Origin of the sequence: uncultured Arthrobacter sp. (assembly GCF_902805515.1) — a bacterium.
Lineage (GTDB): Bacteria > Actinomycetota > Actinomycetes > Actinomycetales > Micrococcaceae > Arthrobacter_D.
This window is the reverse complement of the sequence record NZ_CADCTE010000066.1, coordinates 78,020-98,751: the sequence shown is the minus strand read 5'-3', so window position 1 is coordinate 98,751 and position 20,732 is coordinate 78,020. Positions and strand designations below refer to the sequence as shown.

The following is a 20,732-nucleotide window of genomic DNA, read 5'->3' as shown; positions in this document are numbered from 1 at the left end:
TGCCGGTCGAGGTTCGCCGGTCCGCGCGGCGGCGGCGCACTGTGAGCGCGGATGTGCGCAACGGGACGATGATCGTCTCCATTCCCGCCACCTTCACCCGGGCGCAGGAAAAGGAATGGGTGGCCCGGATGGTCCTAAAGCTTCAGGGCCGGAGCGCCGGACAGGCCTCTGACCCCGCGGCCGCCGACCGGGCCCTGGCACAGCGCGCAGCCGACCTCGCCGGGCGCTACCTCGGGGGCCGGGGCATTCCGGCGACCATCGGGTGGGTTACCAACCAGAACTCCCGCTGGGGCTCAGCCACCCCGGTGCACCGCTCCATCCGGCTCTCGCACAAGCTCCGCGGCATGCCCGACTGGGTGGTCGACTACGTCATCCTCCACGAGATGGCGCACCTGATCGAGCCGTCCCACAACCGCGTCTTCTGGCGCCTGCTCGAGTCCTACCCGGACACCGAGAAGGCCAAGGCCTTCCTCGCCGGGGCGGCCTTCGCGGCCGACCACGGGCTGGCCGGCCGCTAGCGGGTGCTCCGCAGGCGCTCCGCGCACCACCCCGCGACAGGCGGACCCGTTAACGACAAACGCACCGGCAATAACCGGTGCGTTTGTCGTTAACGGGTGCTTCCGTCGTTACCGGGTGCGTGGGTCGTTATGGCGTGCGTCCGTCCGGGCCGCGGTCTTCAGCCCCGGGCCCGTCCCCGCCGTCGGGACCCTCCCCGGAACCGCCGTCCTGCGGGCCGTCCCCGCCGTCGGCTCCGTCGGCTCCGTCGGCCCCGTCTTCCGGGACGTCCGGCTTTTCGAAGTCGCCCGCGAGCAGGCGCTGCAGCGCGGCGTCGACGTCGGACCCGGCCGACTCGATGAGCTGGCGGCGGGCGGTGAAGCCCGTCGGGTCATCGAGGTCCTCGGCGGTGGGCAGCAGGTCCGGGTGCTCCCAGATGGCGTCGCGGCCCTCGAGCCCGCGCTCCTCGGTGAGGTGGGCCCACAGTGCGGCGGCCTCGCGCAGCCGGCGCGGGCGCAGTTCGAGTCCGACCAGGGAGGCGAAGGCGTGCTCGGCGGGTCCGCCGCTGGCCCGGCGCCGCCGCACGGTCTCGCGCAGCGCGGCCGCCGAGGGCAGGTTGACCGCGGCCGCGGCGGTGATCTCGTCGACCCACCCCTCGACCAGGGCCAGCACCGTCTCGAGCCGGGACAGCGCCGCCTCCTGCTCCGCCGTCCGCTCGGGCATGAACACCCCCTGCGACAGGGCCGCCTGCATCGATTCCGGATTCGAGGGGTCGATCTCGCGGGCGGCGTCCTCGATCTTGGTCATGTCGATGTGGATTCCGCGGGCATACCGCTCAATGGTGCCCATGAGGTGGCCCGCCAGCCACGGCACCTGCGTGAAGAGGCGCACATGGGCGGCCTCCCGGACCGCAAGGAAGAGCGTCACTTCCTGTTCGGGGATGTCCAGGCCCTCACCGAAGGAGCGCACATTGGCGGGAAGCAGGGCCATCTGGCCGTCGGCGAGAGGGACGCCGATGTCGGTCGAGCCCAGCACCTCCTTGGAGAGCGCGCCCACGGCCTGGCCGAGCTGCATCCCGAACATCGCCCCGCCCATGTTCTGGAACATCGAGGCACCGCCGCCTGCCATTCCGAGGATCGACTTCATCTCATCGGGCAGCTGCTCCGAGAGCGTGTCCGAAAGCGCCTTGGAGATACTCACCGCCACCGGCTCGGTCAGCCGGCGCCAGGTACCCATCGTCGCTTCGATCCACTCGGCCTTCGACCATGCCCGGCCGAGCTGCCCGGTGGGCGGGAACGCGGTGAAGGGGTCGATCCACATTTCGGCCACGCGCAGGGCCTCGTCGACGGCCCGGCGCTGCAGGGAGGTGACCGAGGGATCGTTGTCTGCCGCGGCCACCCGCCGGGCATGCTCGTGCGCGAGCTGCCAGTTCACCGGACCGCTGCTGGGGGCCGAGAACATGGCCTGGACCTGCTGCATCATCATCGCCATCGCCTGGGGATCCGACGGCAGGCCGGCCGCCTTGGCGATCTCCGTGGGATCGAACCCCTCGGCGTCACCGCCGAGCAGCCTCGCGATCATTTCCGACAGCGGATCCTTGGGGGAGTCGTCGCCGTTGGAGGGGTTGGATGGGTTGGTCACTAATACCACCAGTCCTGGAAGTCGCTGAAAAGGCCTGCCGGTCCTGCATGCCGTGGCACCGGTCCGCGCAGCTGTTGAGGCAACGTTACCGGCAGGGGAGCGGGCTTGTCCTAGAAGCCCTGCGGGAGTTCGCTGAGGGCAAAGACCCGGCCCGGGACGGTGCCGGGACCCGAACCGTTTAGGGTTGTAGAGCAGATCCCTTCGTCCTCCCGTGCCCCGCTGGCCGGGCCGAACGGCCCGCGCCAGGGAAAAGGAAACCCCATCGTGTCACAGCCCGTCCGCTCCGGAACCTACGAACCCGTGGAGCCGGAACGCCCCCGTGACCCCCGCGTCCGGGCCATGGTGACCTCCGGTGCGCTCGCCCTGGGGCTCGGCGCCGCGGCGGTGCTGCTGCCGGCGCCATACGTCCTCGAGGCGCCCGGGCCGACGTTCAACACCATCGGGGAGGCCCGCTCACAGCCGCTGATCGAAATCTCCGGCCGGGAGACCTTCGACCCCGAGGGGGAGCTCGACCTCACGACGGTGTACGTCAGCGGCGGACCCAACGGCGATGTCAGCATCTTCGATGCCTTCCGGGCATGGATCGACCCGAACCAGACCGTGCGCCCCGAGGAACTCGTCTACGCTCCGGGCACCACCCGGTCGGACATCGAGGAACGCAACACCGTCTCCATGATTTCCTCCCAGGAGTCCGCGATCGCGGCGGCGCTGGGGCACCTGGACATCCCCTACGAGGAATCGCTGACCGTGGTGGACCTCGCCGACGAATCGGCGTCAGCGGGAGTCCTCGAGCCCGGCGACACCATCACCTCCATCGACGGCGCCCCGGTGCAGAACATCGATACCCTACGCAGCGCCCTGACGGACGCCGCTGGTGCAGGGGTCGACCTCGAAGTGCTCCGCGCCGGATCGGCGGAGGAGGTGTCGGTGACCCCGAAACAGTCTCCCGAAGGGGATTACCAGCTGGGGGTCCTGCTGACCTCGGAGTTCGACTTCCCCTTCGACGTCACCATCGCCCTCGACAATGTCGGCGGCCCCTCCGCCGGCTCCATGTTCGCCCTCGGCATCATCGACATGCTCACCGAGGGTGACCTCACCGGCGGGCGCCACTTCTCGGGCACCGGGACCATCGACTCCACCGGGGCGATCGGGAGGATCGGCGGTATCCAGCAGAAACTGGTCGGCGCGCACGAGAGCGGCGCGGAGTTCTTCCTCGCCCCGGCCGAGAACTGCGCGGAGGTCGTCGGCCACGTGCCCGACGGGCTGAAGGTGGTCAAGGTCGGCACCCTCGAGGAGGCCGTCGACGCCGTCGAGGAGCTGGGTTCGGGCGGGGACGGCGCCGGCCTGCCCACCTGCAGCTGACCGGATTTCCGGACTTTCGGGGACCCCTGCCAGGACACGATTGCGGAACGATTCGCGGCGAAGCGGCGTAATCGGCCGCTGAGTTGTACCGCCCGTGCGCTAACAGGGCAGAATGGAACCACGAAGGCAGAGACTGCGCCATGTTTCCGGCCCGCGGGCCTGCAGCAGACCGTTTTGTGCTCGTCGTCGTGACCCACAGCCGCCAACGATGAGGTAAATGTGACATCCGGACCAGACCGGCCCTTCGGCAGCAGACCGAGCCCTTCGAGTTCCACAGCGACAGCACCCGCCCGACGACGCAGCCCCCTGATTCCCACGGTTATCGTGGTCGCGGTCATCGTCATCGCCTTCGTGTACCTCTCGCAGGTCTACGCCGACATCCTCTGGTACAACCAGCTGGGCTACCTCGGCGTGTTCCTCACCGAAAACCTTTCCCGGATCGCCCTGTTCGTCGCCGCCTTCGTCGTCATGGCCGGCGCGGTCTATGCGAGCCTGCGCATCGCCTACGGCAGCCGGCCCATCTACGCGCCGGACAGCGTGATGCAGGACAACCTCAACCGGTACCAGGCGCAGCTTGAGCCGATCCGCAAGCTGCTCATGCTCGGCATCCCGATCGTTCTGGGCGCCTTCGCCGGAACGGCCGCCGCCTCCCAGTGGCAGCAGGTCCTGCTGTTCATCAACCAGGAGCCCTTCGGCGAGACCGATCCCGAGTTCGGCCTGGACTTCTCCTTCTACATGTTCTCCCTGCCGTTCTTCGGCTTCCTCATCGGCTTCCTCACCAGCGTCGCGATCATCAGCGCGATCGCCGCGGTGCTCACCCACTACCTCTACGGCGGCATCCGGCTCGAGGAAAAGGGCCTGTTCACCACGAAGGCGGCCCGGGTCCAGATCGCCGTCATCGCGGCCCTGTTCCTCCTGCTGCAGGGAGTGAACTACTGGCTCGACCGGTACGCCACCCTGCAGAACACCGGAGGACGCTGGACCGGCGCGCTGTACACCGATGTCAACGCGGTCATCCCCACCAAGGCCATCCTCGCCGTCGCCGCCATCCTGGTGGCGGTCCTGTTCATCGTCGCCGCGGTCATCGGCCGCTGGCGGCTGCCCATCATCGGGACGGCGATGCTCATCATCACCGCGATCCTCGCCGGCGGCGTCTACCCCTGGGTGGTCCAGCGGTTCCAGGTCACCCCGTCGGAGCTGACCCTCGAGCGGGAGTACATCCAGCGCAACATCGACCTGACCCGGGTTGCCTATGGCCTCGATCAGGTCGAGGCCATTCCCTACAACGCCAAGACCACCGCCGAGCCCGGCGCGCTGCGCGAGGACGCGGAGACGACGGCTAACATCCGCCTGCTCGACCCGAACCTCGTGTCCGACGCCTTCAGCCAGCTCGAGCAGTTCCGCCAGTACTACCAGTTCCCGCCGACCCTGAACGTTGACCGCTACACCGTCGACGGCGAGGTCCAGGACACCGTGATCGCTGCCCGCGAGCTCAACCCCGAGGGCGTTCCGGCCGGGTGGGTCAACGAGCACGTGCTCTACACCCACGGTTACGGCGTCGTCGCCGCCCGCGGCTCGTTCGTCGAAGCCGACGGCAAGCCCTCCTTCACCCTCTCCGGCATCCCCTCCGCGGGGGTGCTCGGCAGCGATGAGACCTACGAACCGCGGATCTACTTCGGCGAAGCGTCCCCCGAGTACTCGATCGTCGGCGCACCTGAAGGCGCCGACCCACGCGAGATCGACCGCCCGCAGAGCGATGACTCCGACGAGGAGTCCAAGAACACCTTCGCCGGTGAGGGCGGCCCGAGCGTGGGCAACTTCTTCAACAAGCTCGTGTACGCGATCAAGTTCCAGTCGACCGACCTGATGCTCTCGGATGCGGTCAACAGCGAATCGCAGATCCTCTACGACCGCACTCCCCGCGAGCGGGTCGAGAAGCTCGCGCCGTACCTCACGGTTGACGGCAACTCCTACCCGGCCATCGTCGACGGGCGGGTCAAGTGGATCGTCGACGGGTACACCACGAACGAGTTCTTCCCGTACTCCACGCAGCAGGAGCTCGAATCGGCGACGATCGACTCCCAGACGGCGGACAACCTGTCCACCCCGCTGCCGGCCGACCAGGTCAACTACATCCGCAATTCGGTGAAGGCGACCGTCGACGCCTACGACGGCTCGGTCGAGCTGTACGCCTGGGACGACCAGGACCCGGTCCTGAAGGCCTGGAGCAAGGTGTTCCCCACCACGATCAAGCCCTACACCGAGATGTCCGCCGAGCTGATGGCGCACGTCCGCTACCCCGAGGACCAGTTCAAGGTGCAGCGCGAGCTGCTGGCCCGCTACCACGTCACGAATGTCGACGTGTTCTTCGCCAACAGCGACGCGTGGAGCGTTCCCGACGACCCCACCGAGGGTGAGAGCGCCGACGTGAAGCAGCCTCCGTTCTACCTGTCCCTGAAGGTCCCGGGCCAGGACGAGGCGGCCTTCTCGCTCACGACCCCGTTCATTCCCTTCGTCGAGCCGGGCGGGGAAGCGCGCAACGTGCTCTACGGGTTCCTCTCGGCCGTCGGCGACGCCGGCAGTGAGGCCGGGGTGAAGTCGGAGGACTACGGCAAGCTGAGGCTGCTCGAGCTGCCGCGCTCGACCTCGGTGCCCGGCCCCGGGCAGGCGCAGAACCGCTTCAACTCCGACCCGACGGTCTCCAACGCGTTGAACCTGCTGCGGCAGGGCGCCTCCGAGGTGATCAACGGCAACCTGCTGAGCCTGCCTGTTGGCGGTGGCCTGCTGTATGTGCAGCCGGTCTATGTCCAGTCCTCCGGTGCGTCGTCCTATCCGACGCTCCAGCGCGTGCTGGCGAGCTTCGGTGAGAAGGTCGGATTCGCCCCGACCCTCGATGAGGCCCTCGACCAGGTGTTCGGTGGTGATTCCGGCGCAAGCGCCGGAGACTCCGAGAACGCGGGGGAGACGCCCACCGATCCCGGGACGCCGCCGGCTCCGACCGAGGACCCGACCGCCCAGCAGGCGCTCCGCGATGCGCTTGCTGAGGCGAACGAGGCGATCGAGGAAGGCCGGACGGCGCTGGCCGAGGGCGACTTCGCCGCCTACGGCGCAGCCCAGGACAAGCTGAATGCGGCGCTGCAGCGCGCGCTGGACGCCGAGGGTGAGATCACCGGCACGGTCGTCCCACCGGCCGACGGCGAAGCGCCGGCCGAGGGTGAAGCGCCGGCCGAGGGTGAAGCGACCGAGGCACCGGCCGAAGGGGACAACGGCTAGGCGGCCGGGCGGCAGCCCCGATTTGCCTCCCCATCCCGCGGCCGGTAGAGTTGAAACCGCGCCGCGGGGTGGAGCAGTTCGGTAGCTCGCTGGGCTCATAACCCAGAGGTCACAGGTTCAAATCCTGTCCCCGCAACGAAGAGAAGGTCCCTGTCAGGTTTCTGACAGGGACCTTCTGCATTAACCAGGCAGGCGGAACCGGACCGGCGGAACCTGACCGCCGGAACCGACCCGGCCGAGTTGGGTCGGAGGAAAGGGTTCGGGTCTGCCCGCGCCCGGGAGCCCGGCATAGCATGGGTGTTCGGCCCTGCTGTGCCTGCCCGGTGGGCAGGAGGACGGGGGAACCCCGGGTGCGAGGAGCGGACCATGCCAGTTCACCGACGGAGACCGACGGTGTTTCCCTGGGAGCGCCGGAGGTTCCTGGCGCTCCTCGCGGCCGCGGTTCCCTCCGCCGCCGCTGCCGGCTTCCCGGCTCCGGTCCGGAACCCGGGCGGCACCCCTGCCCGTGATCTTGCCTCCAAAGACCTCGCCGCCAGTGACCTCGCCGCCCGGGTGACCGAGCTCGAACGGACCGTCCGGCCGGCGGGACGGTTCGCGGCAGGCCTCCTCGTGGCGGCCGACGACGCGCCGCCGGCGGTGAAGGACGCTGCGGACTACGTGTGCGACGGCGTCGACGACCAGGAGGAGATCAACGCGGCCCTCGAGGCGCTCTCCAACGACCGGTCGCCCGCCTTCGGCAGCCAGGGCGGCTCGGTCGGCCTGTGGGGGCGTTTCTTCAGCATCAGCGCGCCGATCCGCCTCCGCGCCCACTGCGAGGTCCAGGGCCAGGGCCGCATGGTCACCACCCTGCAGGCGACGGCGGACATGGACGGCGGCGAAAAGCAGGGCGTCTTCGAACTCAACTCGCCGGACACCCAGTACACGGGCGTGCGCGGGCTGGGCATCCACGGCGGACCCGACAGCTCCTGCTCCGGCATCTTCTACGAGCAGGGCAGGGGAACGGAGTGGGACGCCTCCCACCTGCTGTCGAACCTCTACATCTACCGCACCGGACACCACGGGGTGTACCTGCTCAACGGGCCCGGTGACAGCCGGCTGCGCGCCGGGGTGCTCGATACGATCCGGGTGATCGAGGCGGGCCGCCGGGTGACCCGGGGTGCCTCCGGGTACGTCATCGACAGCCCGGACACCTGCATCGCGAACTGCGAGAGCGGCCTGTCGGCAGGACACGGGTTCCGGCTGCCGAACGCGAACTCGCAGCTGGCCAACTGCAAGAGCTGGTTCAGCGGGCGGAGCGCCGACGGGTTCGGCCAGGGCAGCGGCTTCCACCTCGACGGCCACCGCAGCTCCCTGGTCGGCTGCACGGCGCAGGACAACTACGGGCACGGGTACTTCATCGCCGGCGGTGATCACAGCATCAGCGGGGCGGTGGCGGACAGCAACGGCTACAACGGCGGCGGCGGCAGCGGCCGGGGGGCGGGCTATACCGGGTCGGGTTTCTACCTGCGGGGCCGGAAGGGCCACCCCTCCACGGTGCAGGGGACCTCGTTCGACCGGAAGTACGACGGCGCCAACGTCTACCAGCAGTACGGCGTCCAGTTCGCCGACGGCGCCGCGCGGGTGAACCTGACCCTCAGCGTGGGGCGCGTGGCGGTCCAGCCGGTGGGAGGCGATGTCCCGCGGGGCTCGCGGGTTTCCCTCGTCTCCTGAGCAGTACCCCTAGCCCGCGCCGAGGGCCTTGAAGGCGGCCAGGGCGCGCTGCCGGGATTCGGCCAGGTCGACCACGGGCGCCGGATACCCCGGCGCGGTGCCCTTCCATGGTTCATGGAGGTTCTCCGCGTCGGCCAGCTCGGGCACGTAGCGCAGCACATAGCCGCCGTCGGGGTCGAACTTCTTTGCCTGGGTGACGGGGTTGAAGATCCGGAAATAGGGGCTGGCATCGGCGCCGGACCCGGCCACCCACTGCCAGTTCGCGGCGTTGCTCGCAGCGTCGGCGTCGACGAGCGCGTCCCAGAAGAACTGTTCGCCGACCCGCCAGTCGATCATGAGGTTCTTGATCAGGAAGGAACCCGTCGCCATCCGCACCCGGTTGTGCATCCAGCCGATCTGCCACATCTGCCGCATTCCGGCGTCGATCAGGGGGTAGCCGGTGCGGCCGCGCTGCCAGGCTTTCAGCTCGGCGCCGGTATCGCTCTCCCAGGCGAAGGCGTTGAACTCCGGCCGGTAGTTCACCGTCGCGAGCTCCGGGTTGAAGTAGAGAAGCTGCCAGCAGAACTCGCGCCAGCCGATCTCCGAGAGGTAGGAGCGGATGTCCTCGGCGAGCGGGCCGGAACGGCGTGCCTGGGCCGCATGCCAGACGGTGAAGGGGCTGATTTCGCCATGGCGCAGGTACGGCGAGAGCCGGCTGGTGCCGTCGACGGCCGGCAGGTCACGGTTGGTGGCGTAACCCTCGACGAGGGAGTCGAAGAAGTCCTCAAGCCGGGCGGTGGCCCCCGCCTCCCCTGGAACCCAGGTCTCACGCAGGCCCTGCGCCCAGTCCGGGGTGGGAAGAAGCCCCCAGTCCTCAAGGGCGTCCGAGTACACCGCCGGGCCGGTGAGCCGCTCCGGCGCGGGCAGCGGCTGCCGCGGGTCGGGCTCCCGCAGGCAGGCGCGCCAGAAGGGGGAGAACACCCGGAAGGGCTCTCCCGCGCCGGTGCGCACCTGCCAGGGCTCGAAGAGCAGGTTGGCTTGGAAACTCGAGGCTGTAACGCCCACCTCGGCGCACTCCGCCTTGAGGGAGGCGTCAAGTTCACGTTCGGCGAGCCCGTAGCGCCGGTTCCACAGCACGGCTTCGGCGCCGGTTTCCCCGATCACGGCCGGCAGGACGGTCCCGGCGGGACCGCGGCGGAGCACCAGGGGGACCCCGAGCGATTCGAGGGAGCCGGCGAGCGCGGCCAGGGAGTGGTGCAGCCACCACCGGGAGGCACCACCCGGAGGGCGGATGCCCGGGGTCTCCTCATCGAGGATGTACACAACGACGACGTCACCGCCGCGGGACGCCGCCTCGTGGAGGGCGGGATTGTCGGCGAGTCGGAGGTCATCGCGGAGCCACACGAGGGTAACGGCCATGGTCCCCAATGTACCTGCCGGCCGGGTCCCGGAGGCCCCTTAACGCAGGAAAGCCGCAGCGCGGGCGCTGCGGCTCTCCCTGGGGTACTGCATGTCAGTGACCGGCTACGGGGCGGTCGTCTCGGTGCCCTGGCTGATGGCCGACTGCGGCTGGGCCGGAGCCCCGGATTTCAGTGCGGCGAGCCGTGCCTCGATCTCGGTCTGCTCGCCGAGGTCCTCCAGGCTTTCGAACTGCGCGTCGAGGCTTGAGCTGGCGAGCTCCTGCTGTCCGCGCACCTTGGCCTCTTCGCGCCGGATCTTTTCCTCGAACCGTCCCACCTCGCTGGTGGGGTCCAGGAAGTCGATGCTCTTGACGGCGTCGTGCACCTGCTGCTGGGCCTGCGCGGTGCGGGCGCGGGCGATGAGCTGGTCACGCTTGGTGGTGAGTTCGCTGAGCTTGCCCTTCATCTGGTTCAGGCCGGTCTTCAGCTTGTCGACGATTTCCGTCTGCGAGGCGATGGTGGGCTCGGCGCCCTTGGCCTCGTTCTCCGCGGCGATCTGCCGCTGGATGGCGACCTTGGCGAGGTTGTCGAACTTCTCGGCGTCGACGGCGTCACCGGAGCTGCGGTACTCGTCCGCCCGCTTCGACGCCGCCAGGGCCTTGTTGCCCCAGCTGCGGGCGTTCTCCATGTCCTCGTTGTAGTCGTCCTGGATCATCCGGAGGTTCCCGATGGTCTGGGCGACGGCGCTCTCCGCCTCGGCGATGCTGTTGGTGTAGTCACGGACCATCTGGTCCAGCATCTTCTGCGGATCCTCCGCCTGGTCGAGAACGGAGTTGATGTTCGCCTTCGCCAGCTGGGCGATTCGACCAAAAATTGACTGCTTTACCATGAGGTTCCCTCTCGATGTGTGAATGTTTCCGTGAGCATTGATGCGGCGGTGCCAAGGCTGCCGCAGCCGAATTTAGAAGTCGCCTCCACCTCCGTCGAAGCCGCCGAAGCCTCCGCCGCCGCCGTCGAAGCCGCCGAACCCGCCGCCGCCGAAGACGTCACCTCCGCCATCGCCTCCGCCTCCGAAGAATCCGCCGCCGCCTCCGCCGCCGTTCAGGAGGGAGCCGAGCAGGATGCCGCCGAGCAGGGCTCCACCCATCCCGTCACCTCCGCCGCGGCGGCCGCCGTAGCCGCCGTACCCGCCGTAGCCGCGTCCTCCGAAGCCCGAGACGTCCTGCTCGGCGAGCTGCGCCGCCTGCTCGGCGAGCATCACCGCCTGCTCGGCATGGGACAGGGCGGTGACGGGGTCGGAGTTCTGGATGCTGACGGCGTAGTCGAGGTTGCGTCCGGCTTCGGCGAGCCGGGTGCGGGCCTCGCTGCCGACGCCGCCGCGGCGTGCCCGGATGTAGTCCTCGGTCCCAGAGATGCGCGAGTGCGCCGCCAGGAGGGTGTGCTGCAGGGATTCGCGGGCCCGCCGGGCCTGCTCGCTCTGGTCGCGCACTCCGCCGATCGCCGCGTCGAGCTGGCGGTGGGCGCCTTCAACGCGTTCGAGCAGCGCAATGGGGTCGATGGGACCGGCCTGACGCTGTGAGCGCACCGTCTGGAGCGCCGATTCCGCCGCCGCGACCGGCCCGACGAGGTCGTCGTGGCGCCCGGTGCGGATCATGGCGGTCGCCTGGGCGAGGTCCTGAACGGTGTCGGCAACGGCCCGCTCGAGCTCCTCCTGGGCCGCCTCGAGTTCGGCGGCCCGCTTGTCGATGGCGTCGAGCAGCAGGTTGGCCTGGCTGACGGACTCTTCGGCGGCGCGCACCGCGACGACGGCGGGTCCGGTTTCGCCGGCGTTCATCCGGGTGCGGGCCTCGGCGGCGGCACTCTCGACGAAGGCGAGGCGCTCGCGGGCCTGGTCGACGTTGTCCTGCACCTGGGAGGTGGCCGTGCCGGCGTACCGGCGCCGGAGGGCGGTCAGGCGCTCCTCCGCGGCGACAAACCGGGTGCCGGCCGCGTTGGCGGCGTTCCGTGCGGCCTCGAGGGCCTGCGGGGCGTTCCGTTCCAGCTCGCGCAGCGAGTCGAAGTCGGCCTTGTGCGCCTGCAGGGACTCGTTGACCGCCTCGCAGCGGCGGATGATGTCTCCCAGCCAGGCGCGCTGCTGCTCCTCGGTGTCGGGGATGTGGTCATCGAGCTGCTGCTGCAGCTTGAACGACTCACTCATGTGCACCTTGGCTGCGGCGATGTCGGCGGCGAAGGGCTTGACCGCCGCCTCGCCGTAGGACGCCTCGGCGAAGCCGAGCTCCTGCTCGCTCGACTTGATCGCGTCGTCGGCGGCGATGAGCAGGCTTCCCGCCCGCTTGCGCAGGTCCTCGACGCTGACGGAGGCCAGCGGGTCGACGACGGCGCCGTCCGGCGCCTGCCCCGGTCCGTAGGTGATCTCCTTGGGCGCGGCCTGCCGCCGCCGGCGCGAGCGCATGAAGAAGTAGCTGCCGGCGCCCGCGAGTGCTACCAGCCCGATGAGGAACCCCGCACCGCCCCCGCCGTCGCCCGCCGCGCCGCCGGGGTCGTTTCCGGCACCGGCCAGGACCGCTTCGGTCCCCTCCACCGCGGCGATGCCCGCCTCGGCGTAGTTCTGCCCGTCCAGCTGCGGGTCGATCTGCCGGTTGAAGATGTCGTTCGTGTTGCCCGGCACGTTGGTGCCTTCACCGGCGACGAACCGGGCCTGGCCTGACTCGACGGCCACCGCGAGCAGCGCGTCATCCGACCCGAGGTTGCTGGCCTCCGCCGTTTCGATGGCCCAAGCCAGCGAGTCGGAGGGGCTGGTGAAAGTGTCGACATACACCACCTGCACGGTGTACCCGTACTCGTCCTGCAGGCCGGTGATGGCGGCCTCGACATCGCTGATGTCCGCAGGGGTGAGCACCCCGGCCTGGTCCACCACCGTCTCCCCGTCCGGGATATCGATGGGGTCGGCCGCGTAGGCCGCACCCGGCGCCAGTGTCAGCGCGGTCAGGGCGCTGAGTCCCGCGGCGGCGCCGGTCCGCCTGGTCATCCGTTGCATTCAACACCCTTCAGCATGTTCCCCGGCCACGCCCGTCGGGAAGAAAGGCGACGGACGCCGGGGCTCCCTGAATTTTGATTCTATGGCCGGTGGTTGGGGCCGTCCACCGACACGGGGGGCCCGGACCTAAGCCCCAAGCGAAACTCGGCGGACCTATACCGCTTCCCGGGGGAAGGCCCGGGCCTTCCCCCGGCCGCGGAGATGAAGCACCAGTCCGCAGGGGGAATAATGGGCAGTGGGACCCTGCGCTTTCCGGCTGCTTCCCAGCAGACCTCCAGCAAATGCTCCCTCAAGGTTCAGTCTTCGTTGCCATAGTGGAGACAACCGCGATGAAAGGAATTCGAATGGCTGACCAGTTTGGGGGACCTGCCGGTCCTGACCGCCCGATCCCGCCCCGACCGGCCAACCCTCCAACGGCAGAGCAGGCCCAGGTCGCGGACTCCGGTCGTGCCCCCGAGGACCGCACCGGCGGCGATACGGCGGCCCGTCCCGCCGACGGGCCGACAGCCCACCGCCAGGGAGCCTCCGGGGCTTCCCCCCAAGATTCCCAGGGACAGAACTCCTACGGACAGGGCTCCTCCGGGCAGGGTTCCAACGGACAGGGCTCCTCCGGGCAGAATTCCTATGGCCAGAACTCCTACGGACAGAACTCCTTCCGGCAGGGAACCTTCGGCCAGCCGGTGCCTCCCGCCCAGCCCCCGTCGCAGCCGTGGCTCCAGCACTCCGGACAGCACGCGTCCGTACGGGTCCGGGAGAAGAAGCGCATCGGCGTTCCCGCCTTCCTCGCCGGCGTCCTCGCGGCCGGCCTGCTCGGCGGCGGTATCGCGGCAGGGGCCGACGGGCTGTTCGACGGCGGGGGCACCGCCGGCTCGGGCTCGGGCGGCGGGCGCAGCGAATCGGTGATCGTCAATAATTCCGACAGCGTCAACGAAATCACCGCCGCCGCCGTGAAGGCATCGCCCAGCGTCGTCACCATCGCCGTCAGCGGGAACGGCTCGGGTGGGTCAGGCTCGGGGATCATCCTCGACGAGGAAGGGCACATCCTCACCAACACCCACGTTGTCACCCTCGGAGGGCAGGTCGCCGACGCCGCCGTCGAGGTCAAGACCAACGACGGCCGGGTGTTCCGGGCCGACATCGTTGGAACCGACCCGCTGTCCGACCTCGCCGTCATCAAGATCGACGCACCCGACCTGACGCCCGCCGCGCTCGGAAACTCTGAGGAGCTGAACGTCGGCGACACCGCCATCGCCATTGGTGCGCCCCTGGGCCTGAGCGGCACGGTCACCGACGGCATTATCTCGACGCTCAACCGCACCATCAGCGTGGCGTCCTCGGCGGTACCGGAGGAGCAGTCCGACGCACCCGAGCAGCAGGAGGGCGACGGCTTCAACTTCCTGCCGCCCGACGGGTCCCAGGAGCCCCAGCCGCAGTCCCAGGGCTCCATCTACCTCAACGTCATCCAGACCGACGCCGCCATCAACCAGGGCAACTCCGGCGGCGCCCTCGTCGATGCGCAGGGGCGGGTGATCGGCGTCAACGTCGCCATCGCCTCAAGCGGAAGCAATGAAAGCGCAGGGAACATCGGCGTCGGCTTCTCCATCCCGATCTCCTACGCCGAGCGGGTGGCCAACGACATCATCGAGAACGGCAAGGCCACCCACGGGTTCCTCGGCGTCACGGTGGAGCCGGCGGCCGGGGAGAACGCCTCCTCCGGGTCCACCTTCTCCGTCGGCGCCCAGGTGGCCGGTGTGGAAGCCGGGTCGCCGGCCGCCGACGCCGAAATCCGCGAGGGCGACATCATCACCAAGGTGGGGGATTCACCCATCGGGGACCCGCGGTCGCTCACCGCCGCGGTGCGCATGCAGCCGGTCGGGGAGACAGTTCCCGTCGAGGTGCGGCGCGGCGGGGACACCGTCACCATCGATGTGACCCTCGCCGAGGCCCCGGCCGCCTGATTCCCGGGGCGCCCCTGCAGGGGCGCCCCGACGGGGTCCGGACAAGTTTGTGGTTAGCTAGAGCGCGGGACAGACTGCCACCTTAGGAAGGTTTCTCATGGACGAGGCCCCGACTCCGGGACTGAATATCGCCGTACTGGTCAAGCACGTGCCCGACGCGCAGTTCGACCGCCACCTCAACGGCCCCCGCAACACCACCGAACGTTCCGAGAGCATCCTCTCCGAACTCGACGAGTACGCCCTCGAAGCGGCCCTCCAGCTGGTGGAGCAGCACGGCGGGGATGCGGCCGGGCACCGCGTCACAGCGGTCACGATGGGACCGGGTCCGGCCGTCAGCGCCGTCAAGAAGGCCCTGCAGATGGGTGCGGCCGAGGGGGTCCACCTCACCGACGACGCACTGGCCGGATCGGACGCCTCCGCGACATCCCGCGCGCTCGCCGCACTGCTCTCCCACCTCGGCCCCTTCGACCTGGTCCTCACGGGGATGGCCTCAACGGACGGGGAGACCTCCCTGGTTCCGGCCCAGCTGGCCGAACGCCTCGACCTGCCCCAGGTGACCTTCGCCGCGGCCCTCGAGCTTGAGGCCGCGGAAGCGGGGTGGACGCTCACGGCCCGCCGCGACGGTGATGCCTACTCCGAGACCATCACCTGTCAGCTGCCCGCCCTGGTGTCGGTCACGGACCAGATCAATGAGCCGCGCTACCCCAACTTCAAGGGCATCATGGCGGCGAAGAAGAAGCCGCTGCGCACGCTGTCCCTCTCCGATATCGGCCTGACCGCCGACGAGGTCGGGTTCGCCGGCTCCTGGACGGCCGTCGAGGCCGCCGAACCGCGGCCTCCCCGCAGCCAGGGCATTGTGATCACGGACGAAGGCGACGCGGGCCTGCGGCTCGTCGACTTCCTCGCGGGACAAAAGCTCCTCTAGCCCGCCGCCCACTCCATCCTTCGAAAAGGAGACCGCAGCATGCCTACGGTACTTGTCTTCCTCCACGACCCCGGCGCGGTGCTCGCCAAGAACGACCGGGAACTGCTCACCCTGGCACGGACGCTCGGCGATCCCGTGGCAGCGGTGGCCGGCGACGCCGGTGACCCCCTGCTGGACGGACTGGGCTCCTACGGGGTGTCCACCTGCTACCTTCCCGCCGATCCGTCGGTGGGGAAGTCCCTCGTCGCGGGCAAGGCCGCCTTCCTGGCCGAGGCGGTGCGGGCCTCCGGGGCGTCGGTGGTGCTGCTCGGCAACGCCTACGAGGCCAAGGAAATCGCCGCGCGCGCAGGAGTCCGGCTGGAATCGGGGGTCATTACCGATGTGGTCGCGGTGGCCGATGACCTGACCGCCACCAAGTCCGTCTTCGCCGGGTCCTACACCTCACAGTGCCGGGTCACCACCGGCATCCCGATCCTCGCGGTGAAGCCCAACAGCATCGAAGCCGCCGAGGCCGGGCAGCCGGCCACGCCGGAAACCGTCTCGGTCGAGGTGCCGGTCCCGGCCGCCGCCGCGGTCATCACCGGGCGGGTCGACAAGCCCGCCACCGGCCGGCCGGACCTCGCGGAGGCCCGTGTCATCGTCGCCGGAGGACGCGGCGTGGACGGCAACTTCGCCCCGCTCGAGGAACTCGCCGACCTGCTCGGCGGGGCCGTCGGGGCCTCCCGGGCGGCGACCGACGCCGGGTGGATCGAGCACTCCGCGCAGATCGGCCAGACCGGCAAGACGGTGTCCCCCCAGCTCTACATCTCGGCGGGCATCTCGGGGGCCGTGCAGCAGAAGGCCGGAATGCAGACCTCCCAGGTGATCGTGGCGATCAATAAGGATCCGGATTCGCCCGTCTTCGAGATCGCCGACTTCGGCGTGGTGGGCGACCTGTTCACCGTCCTGCCGCAGGCGGCCGAGGAGATCCGGAAGCGCAGGGCCTGAGGTGGAACCCGCGCGCAACACCATCCGCCGCGTCCTGTGCTTCGCCGCCCACCCCGACGACCTCGACTTCGGTGCTGCCGGAACCGTGGCCGCCTGGACCGCGGCCGGGATCCAGGTGAGCTACTGCATCCTGACCGACGGCGACGCCGGAGGCTTCTCCGAGGAGCACCGGAACACCATCGTCGAAACCCGCCATGAGGAACAGCGCCGGGCGGCGCGCATCGTCGGCGTCGAGGACGTGAGCTTCCTCGGTGAACGGGACGGCTACCTGAGCCCCACCGAGGCCGTCATCCGCGGCATCGTGGCCCGCATCCGTGAGGTGCGCCCCGATATCGTTGTCTCCTCCCACCCGGAACGGAACTGGGACCGGCTGCAGAAGAGCCACCCCGACCACCTCGCCTGCGGAGACGCCGTCACCCGGGCGGTGTACCCGGCGGTGGAGAACCCGTTCGCCTTCCCCGAGCTGGCGGCAGCCGGCCTCGAGGCCTACCGGGTGCCCTGGCTGTGGTTCTACGGCGGGCCCGAGGAGAGGGAAAACCACTTCGTTGACATCACCGGCTTCGAGGATGTGAAACTCGAGGCCATCCGCACGCACATCAGCCAGCATCCCGATGTCGAGAAGATGGACGCCGCGGTGCGCGGCATGCTCCAGGGCAACGCCGTCCGCGGGGGACTGCCCGGCGGGCGCAGCGCCGAGGGGTTCCACGTCGTGGGCGTGAACACCGAGCAGACCATCGCCGGCTTCTAGCCCGGCACCCACAAGAACTACACAAGCAAAGGGGCCCGGTGTTTACCGGGCCCCTTTGTCCCCTTCTGTCAGGTGTGCTCTGTCAGGTCCGGACGCCCCGGCCCGGCGCTCAGGTGCGGAAGGGGATCTCCGCGATGACGGGCGTGGTGGGAACCGGCGACCCGCCGTCGGGCTCGACGGTGATGGCGATGCCCCTGAAGGAACTGATCCCCTCGACCTCGGTCACCTTCGTGCCGGCGACGTCCTCGGCGTCCATCGTGCTGACCGAGACGGGTGCCGACCCGTCCGCGGGAAGCCGCCACATCTGGTACACGGAGCCTTCGGGCGGGGCGGGGACGCCCTTCAGCGTCACCACCGCGGCGTCTTCCTCCTCGGACAGGGCCAGACCTGCGGTGCCGCCGGCGGGAATCACGTAGGAGCCGGTGACGACGTCGGAGGCCTGGAGGACCTCCTGCTCAATGGAGGTCTGCCCGAGGTTCTGCGCCACGGTGACACCCCCTGCCGCGACCAGCACCGCCGCCGCCGCCGCGGTCAGCCAGCGGGTGGCGGGGGAGGCCCACATCCCCTTCGTGCGGCGCCGACGGGCGAGTTCGTCGCCGGCCGCTGACGCGCCGCCCGGAGCGGTGGCGGCGGTTCCCGCCGCAGCGGCGCCGGCGGGGTCCCCTGCCGGTGCTTCAGTGCCGCCGCCTGTGCCGTCGATGCCGGCCGGTGCGGAGGCGGGAATCTGGCTCAGGATTTTCTCGAGCAGTCCGGCCGGGGGCTCCTCCTCCTGGATGGCATACGCCGTGGTGATCGTCTCGCGGTTCGAGCGGACCCGATCGTTGAAGGCCTGCCGGAGGCCGTCATTGCGGGCGAGGAACTCCTCGATCGCGGCGCGCTCGTCGTCGGTCACGGCGTCCAGGGCATACATTTCGGCCCACTCGAGCACGTGCCCGCGTTGGAGGTCCTGCTGGAGATCTTCTGCGAATTGTCTGTTCATGTCCTTGTCCTGCAATCAGCTCACCCCCAGGCATGCCTTGAGGCGCAGCAAGCCGTCCCGGATCCTCGACTTGATGGTGGGTACCGCAACCCCGAGCTTCTCTGCGACTTCGCGGTAGGTCAGTCCACCGTAGTAGGCGAGCCTGACAGATTCCTGTTGGGTGTCTGTGAGGGTGTCGAGGCACTTCACCACGGTCTCGGCCTCGAGCCGCTGGGTCACGGTGTCAACGACGTCGTCGTGATCGATGGTCTGGGTGGCAGCGCCATACCGAGCTTCCCGGTCGGTCGAGCTCTGCTCGGACCGGACCTTGTCCACGGCCCGCCGGTGGGCCAGGGTCATCAGCCAGGCCATCGGACTGCCGGCAGCCGGATCGAACCGGCCGGCGCTGTTCCAGACCTGGAGGTAGACCTCCTGGGTTGCGTCCTCGCTCAGTTCCGGGTCGATCAGGACCCGCCGGGCCAGCCCGTAGACACGCCGGGAGGTCTGGGCGTAGAACGCGGCAAACGCCTCCTGGTCCTGCCGGGCAATCCGCAGCAGGAGGTCGGTCAGCGTGGGCTCGCCGGCGGTGCCGGCGGCAGCATCATCGGCCAGTCCACCCGCTGGGGTTCTCCCGGCTGTGGCCCGGCTTACTCGTGGCGTGTCCATAGGGTCCAAGCATAGAGCGCCAACCGGCCGGTGCCGAACATCCCTTGAAGAGGGGAGGAGTGCCGCATGCAGCCGTTCCGAGACCCGATTCACCCACTTCACCGCCCTTAATGTGCTCCGGAAACCCTGTCAGCTGCGCCCGCGCCGTTGGCGCGGGTCGCGCTCCGGGCCGCCGTCCACTGCGGCCCGGAGCGTTTCTAGAAGGGATTCGGAGCCGCGCCGGTTCCGGATGGGCCGATCCGGGGATGCGGCGCGGCGGGAACGGCGGGTCGGGTGGGCTCGTCAGGCCGAAGGCCGCTCCGGCTCCCCGACGCGGGCCGTGGCGACGAGGGAATCGGCGTTCAGCACGAAGTCCTCGCCAAGCAGGGTGGCGAACCGGTCGCGGATCCGCCCGCGCAGGTCCGGTGCTTCGGGGAGCACCGTGCGGTAGCCGCTGCCGAGCACCAGCGACCAGGCCATTCCGGGTTCGAGGGGAACCGACAGCGACACCGCCTGGACCTCCGCCTCCCCGAATCCGTGGGCGGCCAGCCAGTCCACCAGCTTCTCCTCGGATGCCAGCTTCTCCCAGTTGGCGGTGAAGTCCGGGCGGGTCTGGGGAAGCGCGGGGGCCCGCTCTGCGGCACAGGCCTCGAGAAGGATCGCCTCGAACCCCTCGAGGGCGCCCTCGTTCCAGGTGCTCAGGGCGAGGCGCCCGCCGGGGTGCAGGAGGGAGGCCATCCGGGTGGTCGTCGCGGCCATATCCGGGACGAGGAAGAGCCCGTAGCAGCAGAGGACGGCGTCGTAGGGACCCGCGGTCCAGTGTGCGGGGTCGCCGACGCTGAAACGGATGTTCTCGAGATTCAGCGCCTCGGCCTTGGCCCGTGCCAGGTCGAGCATTGCCGCCGACGGGTCGACGGCGTCCACGGTCCCGTCCGGCCCGCAGAGCTGGGCCGCGGGGATGGTGCCGGCGCCGGTGCCGGCCCAGGCATCGAGCACCCGCTCACCGAGATGCACGTCGGCGGCGGCGACCACCGCGTTGGCGATCGGGTTCCACAGGGCGGGAGCCAGCAGTTCGAAGTCCTCGGCCCCCTGGTCCGGGAGGGCTGAGGCGTGGCGTGGGGTCATCTGCGGGCTCCTAGGGTGGGTCAGCGGTCGGCGCCGGCGAAGCCATGCTGGCGCCAGGCCTCGTAGAGGGCGATCGAGGCGGTATTGGCCAGGTTGAGCGAGCGCCGCGAGGGGAGCATCGGCAGGCGGACCCTCGCGGTGACGTGCGGGTCCTGCTTGACCGCCTCGGGCAGGCCCACCGATTCCGGGCCGAACAGGAGCACGTCCGAGGGCCGGTAGCTGATGTCGGTGTACGAAACGTCCCCCTCGGCGGTGAACGCGTACACCCTTTCGGGGGCGAGCGCCCGCCAGGCGGATTCGAGGTCGGCATGGACGCGCAGGACCGCCAGGTCGTGGTAGTCCAGGCCCGCCCGGCGCAGCTTCGAATCCTCGAGGCTGAACCCGAGGGGCTCCACCAGGTGGAGTTCGGCTCCGGCTACCGCCGCAAGGCGGATCGCGTTGCCGGTGTTGCCCGGAATTTCGGGGGAGTGGAAGAGGATACGGAACACC

At 69.7% G+C, this 20,732-nt stretch carries 16 protein-coding genes and 1 tRNA gene; 9 read left to right on the top strand and 8 right to left on the bottom strand.

The genetic code is table 11. The features are described from left to right. The first annotated feature begins 41 nt into the window (after window positions 1-41). Window positions 42-518 (top strand): M48 family metallopeptidase, encoded by a 477-nt coding sequence (locus QZX79_RS05655; protein ID WP_366484720.1) that lies wholly within the window; start codon window positions 42-44, stop codon window positions 516-518. Between the two features lie 127 nt (window positions 519-645). Here QZX79_RS05655 and QZX79_RS05650 read toward each other — a convergent pair whose 3' ends face one another. Further along, window positions 646-2,076, bottom strand: a complete 1,431-nt coding sequence (locus tag QZX79_RS05650) for a zinc-dependent metalloprotease (protein ID WP_294565862.1) — start codon at window positions 2,074-2,076, stop codon at window positions 646-648. A 324-nt stretch (window positions 2,077-2,400) separates the two neighbouring features. On the opposite strand from QZX79_RS05650, the gene QZX79_RS05645 reads away from it, so the two are divergent. From QZX79_RS05645 to QZX79_RS05630, 4 genes are all read left to right on the top strand, one after another. After that, a complete protein-coding gene (locus QZX79_RS05645) occupies window positions 2,401-3,498 on the top strand; it encodes a PDZ domain-containing protein (protein WP_294565820.1) in 1,098 nt (365 codons plus the stop codon). Between the two features lie 306 nt (window positions 3,499-3,804). Continuing rightward, the gene (locus QZX79_RS05640) at window positions 3,805-6,771 is read left to right on the top strand and encodes a UPF0182 family protein (protein WP_294565859.1); all 2,967 of its coding nucleotides are present in this window, start codon (window positions 3,805-3,807) and stop codon (window positions 6,769-6,771) included. Between the two features lie 62 nt (window positions 6,772-6,833). Beyond that, a tRNA-Met gene (locus QZX79_RS05635) sits at window positions 6,834-6,907 on the top strand. Window positions 6,908-7,137: 230 nt separating this feature from the next. Further along, window positions 7,138-8,481: a right-handed parallel beta-helix repeat-containing protein gene (locus tag QZX79_RS05630; RefSeq protein ID WP_294565818.1), complete on the top strand. Its 1,344-nt coding sequence runs from the start codon at window positions 7,138-7,140 to the stop codon at window positions 8,479-8,481. Window positions 8,482-8,490: 9 nt separating this feature from the next. Here QZX79_RS05630 and QZX79_RS05625 read toward each other — a convergent pair whose 3' ends face one another. From QZX79_RS05625 to QZX79_RS05615, 3 genes are all read right to left on the bottom strand, one after another. Beyond that, window positions 8,491-9,879, bottom strand: coding sequence for a deoxyribodipyrimidine photo-lyase (locus tag QZX79_RS05625; protein ID WP_294565817.1), 1,389 nt, complete (start codon window positions 9,877-9,879; stop codon window positions 8,491-8,493). 105 nt (window positions 9,880-9,984) lie between these two features. Beyond that, complete coding sequence (locus QZX79_RS05620) at window positions 9,985-10,749, bottom strand: PspA/IM30 family protein (RefSeq protein ID WP_294565814.1); 765 nt, start codon at window positions 10,747-10,749, stop codon at window positions 9,985-9,987. Between the two features lie 72 nt (window positions 10,750-10,821). After that, window positions 10,822-12,888, bottom strand: coding sequence for a TPM domain-containing protein (locus QZX79_RS05615; protein WP_366484718.1), 2,067 nt, complete (start codon window positions 12,886-12,888; stop codon window positions 10,822-10,824). A gap of 353 nt (window positions 12,889-13,241) precedes the next feature. On the opposite strand from QZX79_RS05615, the gene QZX79_RS05610 reads away from it, so the two are divergent. The 4 genes from QZX79_RS05610 to QZX79_RS05595 all read left to right on the top strand — a co-directional run bounded on the left by QZX79_RS05610 (window position 13,242) and on the right by QZX79_RS05595 (window position 17,515). Next, a complete protein-coding gene (locus QZX79_RS05610) occupies window positions 13,242-14,855 on the top strand; it encodes a S1C family serine protease (RefSeq protein WP_294565809.1) in 1,614 nt (537 codons plus the stop codon). Window positions 14,856-14,952: 97 nt separating this feature from the next. Next, the gene (locus tag QZX79_RS05605) at window positions 14,953-15,780 is read left to right on the top strand and encodes an electron transfer flavoprotein subunit beta/FixA family protein (protein WP_294565806.1); all 828 of its coding nucleotides are present in this window, start codon (window positions 14,953-14,955) and stop codon (window positions 15,778-15,780) included. Between the two features lie 39 nt (window positions 15,781-15,819). Continuing rightward, a complete protein-coding gene (locus QZX79_RS05600) occupies window positions 15,820-16,767 on the top strand; it encodes an electron transfer flavoprotein subunit alpha/FixB family protein (RefSeq protein WP_294565803.1) in 948 nt (315 codons plus the stop codon). Window position 16,768: 1 nt separating this feature from the next. Further along, window positions 16,769-17,515: a PIG-L deacetylase family protein gene (locus tag QZX79_RS05595; RefSeq protein ID WP_294565800.1), complete on the top strand. Its 747-nt coding sequence runs from the start codon at window positions 16,769-16,771 to the stop codon at window positions 17,513-17,515. Window positions 17,516-17,624: 109 nt separating this feature from the next. Here QZX79_RS05595 and QZX79_RS05590 read toward each other — a convergent pair whose 3' ends face one another. The 4 genes from QZX79_RS05590 to QZX79_RS05575 all read right to left on the bottom strand — a co-directional run bounded on the left by QZX79_RS05590 (window position 17,625) and on the right by QZX79_RS05575 (window position 20,731). Then, window positions 17,625-18,494, bottom strand: coding sequence for an anti-sigma factor (locus QZX79_RS05590; RefSeq protein ID WP_294565797.1), 870 nt, complete (start codon window positions 18,492-18,494; stop codon window positions 17,625-17,627). Window positions 18,495-18,509: 15 nt separating this feature from the next. Further along, a complete protein-coding gene (gene sigK / locus QZX79_RS05585; RefSeq protein WP_120165054.1) occupies window positions 18,510-19,139 on the bottom strand; it encodes an ECF RNA polymerase sigma factor SigK in 630 nt (209 codons plus the stop codon). A 282-nt stretch (window positions 19,140-19,421) separates the two neighbouring features. Then, entirely contained in the window at window positions 19,422-20,243 is an 822-nt protein-coding gene (locus QZX79_RS05580; protein WP_294565793.1) for a class I SAM-dependent methyltransferase, read from the bottom strand. 20 nt (window positions 20,244-20,263) lie between these two features. Then, window positions 20,264-20,731 carry a tRNA (cytidine(34)-2'-O)-methyltransferase gene (locus tag QZX79_RS05575; RefSeq protein ID WP_120165056.1) on the bottom strand — a complete coding sequence of 156 codons (468 nt, stop codon included), beginning with the start codon at window positions 20,729-20,731 and terminating at the stop codon, window positions 20,264-20,266. Between the last annotated feature and the right edge of the window lies 1 nt (window position 20,732).

Coding starts and splice junctions, on each gene's coding strand:
- QZX79_RS05580 (WP_294565793.1), bottom strand. CDS start 20,243: ATGACCCCACGCCACGCCTCAGCCCTCCCGGACCAGGGGGCCGAGGAC.
- QZX79_RS05600 (WP_294565803.1), top strand. CDS start 15,820: ATGCCTACGGTACTTGTCTTCCTCCACGACCCCGGCGCGGTGCTCGCC.
- QZX79_RS05630 (WP_294565818.1), top strand. CDS start 7,138: ATGCCAGTTCACCGACGGAGACCGACGGTGTTTCCCTGGGAGCGCCGG.
- QZX79_RS05605 (WP_294565806.1), top strand. CDS start 14,953: ATGGACGAGGCCCCGACTCCGGGACTGAATATCGCCGTACTGGTCAAG.
- QZX79_RS05650 (WP_294565862.1), bottom strand. CDS start 2,076: ATGATCGCGAGGCTGCTCGGCGGTGACGCCGAGGGGTTCGATCCCACG.
- QZX79_RS05620 (WP_294565814.1), bottom strand. CDS start 10,749: ATGGTAAAGCAGTCAATTTTTGGTCGAATCGCCCAGCTGGCGAAGGCG.
- QZX79_RS05615 (WP_366484718.1), bottom strand. CDS start 12,888: ATGACCAGGCGGACCGGCGCCGCCGCGGGACTCAGCGCCCTGACCGCG.
- QZX79_RS05590 (WP_294565797.1), bottom strand. CDS start 18,494: ATGAACAGACAATTCGCAGAAGATCTCCAGCAGGACCTCCAACGCGGG.
- QZX79_RS05610 (WP_294565809.1), top strand. CDS start 13,242: ATGGCTGACCAGTTTGGGGGACCTGCCGGTCCTGACCGCCCGATCCCG.
- sigK (WP_120165054.1), bottom strand. CDS start 19,139: ATGGACACGCCACGAGTAAGCCGGGCCACAGCCGGGAGAACCCCAGCG.
- QZX79_RS05625 (WP_294565817.1), bottom strand. CDS start 9,879: ATGGCCGTTACCCTCGTGTGGCTCCGCGATGACCTCCGACTCGCCGAC.